The organism is Nonomuraea sp. NPDC001684 (genome assembly GCF_053596515.1).
Window position 1 is genome coordinate 1 of record NZ_JBSFGJ010000679.1, and the last position, 3,371, is coordinate 3,371.

The 3,371-nt window shown below is 72.0% G+C and carries 1 protein-coding gene; it reads right to left on the reverse strand.

The annotated features are described in order from the left end of the window. Positions 1 to 3,344 (reverse strand): S8 family peptidase (locus tag ACWCSD_RS49945; protein ID WP_449926453.1); only part of this gene is annotated, 3,344 nt, incomplete at its 3' end. Positions 3,345 to 3,371 lie beyond the last annotated feature (27 nt).

The window sequence follows — 3,371 nt, forward strand, 5'->3', positions numbered from 1 at the left end:
TGGGTCACGTCGATCTGGAACGTGTGCCGGCCGCCGGCCCGTACGGAGGTGTCCAGGGCCTGGGTGTCACCCAGGTCGTAGCCGACGAACACCAGTGGCTGCGGGTTGCACGAGCCGGACGAGCCCATGGTCGGGTGGCAGCCGTTCGTGGGCGGGACGGTGTCCTTGTCGCGGGCCCTGGAGTGGAAGGTCCAGGCGTTGACGGTGCCCGAGCCGCTCTGTTCGAGCCGGTAGACGCCCTCCTCCTTGGTGAGCGTGAACATCGGGAACGCGGCGCCGGCGACGCGCGGTATCTCCTTGCCGTCCCTGAACAGCTTGGCGTTGGTGTTGACGCTGCCGCCGGTCATGGCCAGCCGCCCGTCGCCGGTCACGAAGGTGTAGGCGGGCAGGAACGTGTCGCCGCGCCGGCACATCGCGCACAACACCTTCTGCTCGACGCCGGGGACCTCCGGGATCACCATGCCGCCCGGGGTGGCCGGGCCGGTGCTCCAGCGCCTGGTCTCCCTGCCGGGCTTCTCGATCGTCGTCGCCAGTCCCCAGGTCTTCGTGTCGGTGCCGCTGACGGTCCCCTCGCGCAGCGTGTCCGCGCCGGACAGGCTGAAGTACTCCATCCGCCTGGAGGGGGCGGCGAAGTGGAAGGCCGTCGAGAACGTGACCCGCTCCAGCGGCTTGCGGCTGTGCCAGATCTCCATCTGGTTGTCGAGGCTCAGCGGCGTGTGGTACGCGGTGTCCACGGCCCGCAGGCGGCTGTCGGTGAAGCGGTAGACGGGGTCGGGGACCCTGCCGTCCTCGTGCTCCAGGAGCTGGTAGGTGTAGTCGATGATCGGGTGGTTGGCGATCTCCAGCGTGACCGGGCCGTCCGCGAGCTGGGCGCGGAGCCGGTCGCCGACGGCCTTGAAGATCTGGACCACCGGCAGTTCCGGCCTTTCGTCCCCGCCGGGCCAGGTGGGGATCGAGCAGCCGGGGTACACGCGGTTGGCGAAGAGCACGACCCCGGCGGCGCCCGCGGCCTTCAGCGCCTGGAGACGCTTGAGGTCGATGAGGCAGGTGTCATCGGGGTCGATCGTCATCAGCGCGAGCTTGCCGCGCAGGTTGCCCTGCGGGTTCGCGCCGCCGCCGACGTACGCGAGGTCGTAGCGGCGGGTGCCGGCCGGGAACGGGATGTCCCAGCCGAGGTCGAAGCTCAGCCCACGGTCGAAGTACTCATAGGTTCTGGCGTCGATCGGGTACTTCCGCGGGGACACGGCGCGCACGGCCAGTTGCGGGTTGGCGGCCGTGGCCTGCATCGAGAACAGCAGCTTCCCCTTGGTGACCTTCTTGGTGGGGCTGATGTACCAGTCGTTCATGCCGAGGGCGCCCATGTTCCCGGACGACAGCGAGGTGCCGTCCCAGGCTGTGCGCAGGAAGGAGATGGTGCCTCTGGCGTGCCGCCAGTCGATCGGCTTGGGCGTCTTGACGCGCAGCAGCACGGCTTCGCGGGCGTCGAGGGTGATCTCGGCGCCCTCCTCCGGCACGACCACCTCGGGGTCGTACAGCTGGGCGACCGGGGGAGGCCCGCTGTCGGTCGTGTTGTGCTGGACGCCGGCCTGGACGCTGTAGGTGCCCGGCTCGACCATGTAGCGGTAGACGCCGTCGCTGACGAACTCGCCCGAGCTGACGCCGTAGGTGTCGGGGACGTCGACCGCGCTCGCGGCCACCCAGGACACCATCGGCGAGGGCGGGTTGCCGTACCTGTCGATGAGGTGCACGGTCAGCGGCACCTTCTTGGGCCCTCGGCGCAGCCCGACCGGGGTCGTCACGTGCGTGCCGGACGGGCCTGTGGCGACCACGGCGCCGGTGTAGCCGCCCTTGGGCAGGCCCTCCGGGCGCAGGGTGACGGTGACGGACGCGGTGCCGCCCGCCGGGACGGTGACCGACGGGGCGCTGAACGTCAGCGCGTCCTCGGCCTCGCCCAGGGCGGCGGCGAGGGTCAGCGTCACCTCGGCGGCGCCGTCGTTGGCGTAGGTGACGGTCTTTTCCGCGGTGTCGTTCACGTCTACGGGGATGACGCCGTAGTCCAGGTTCGGCGTGGTGGAGACGACGGCCTGGGAGACGGCCCTGGCCACGTCGACGCGGCCGGCGCCCTGCTCGTAGGCGGAGTATCCGGCGTCCTTGGCGGTCGACATCAACGCTGCCTTGAGCCGCTGGCCGTCCCAGGACGGATGTTCCTGGGCCAGCAGCGCAGCCGCGCCCGCGACGTGCGGGGTCGCCATCGAGGTGCCGTTCAGGCTGGTGTAGAGGGCGTCGACCGGGCTGCCCAGCGAGGTTCCGGCGGCGCGGGCGGCGACGATGCCCACGCCAGGGGCGGCGATGTCCGGCTTGAGCGCGCCGTCCACGGCCCTCGGCCCGCGGCTGGAGAAGCTCGCGAGCTGGTCGGACTTGTCGGTGGCGGCGACCGTCAGCGCGGACGCGGCGGCGCCGGGCGCGCCGATCGTCTCCTTGCCGGGGCCGTCGTTGCCCGCGGCGACCACGAACAGCGCGCCCGTCGAGGCGCTCAGGTCGTTGACGGACTGGGACAGCGGGTCGGTGCCGTCGGTGGGGTTGCCGCCGAGGCTCATCGAGACGATCTTCGCCTTCTTCTCGGTGGTGGCCCACTCCATGCCGGCGATGATGTCGGAGGTGTCGCCCGAGCCCGAGTCGCCCAGCACCTTGCCGATGACGAGCCGGGCGCCGGGGGCGACGCCCTTGCGCGTGCCGTCCGAGCCCGCGCCCGAGCCCCCCACGGTCGCGGCGACGTGGGTGCCGTGGCCGTGGTGGTCGGTCACCTCCTGGCCCTCGACGAAGCTGCGGCTGTCGGCGATCCGGCCGGCCAGGTCGGGGTGGGTGGCGTCGGCGCCGGTGTCCAGCACGGCGACCGTCGTGCCGGAGCCGTCGAAGCCGGCCCGCCACGCCTCGGGGGCGCCGATCAGCGGCACGCTCTCGGCCAGGTCCGCCTTGACCTTGGCGTCCAGCCAGACCTTGCCGACGCCGCCGGCCAGCTTCGTCCTGCCGTTGGCCGAGTCGCGCAGGGTGGCCCAGAAGTCGTCCGCCTTCGCCTTGTCGACCGTGAGCGCGGCGCCGTGGATGCTCGGCAGCGACCGGGTGGCGGTGCTGTCGGGCAGGGCGCGGGCGGTGCTCTTCTGGGCGCCCTGGTACTGGACGATCAGCGGCAGGCGGTCGGCCGTGCCGTCGGCGTAGCCGTTCTCGGCCAGGTAGCGGACGTCGAACAGCTTGAGGTCCAGGACGCCCGCGTCGAGCCCGCCTCCGGCACGGGCGCCCAGCAGGTGTCCTGCCTGCTCGACTGGGCGGAGGCCGGGATCAGCCACATCCTCGGCGTGGGCGGCAGGGACCTG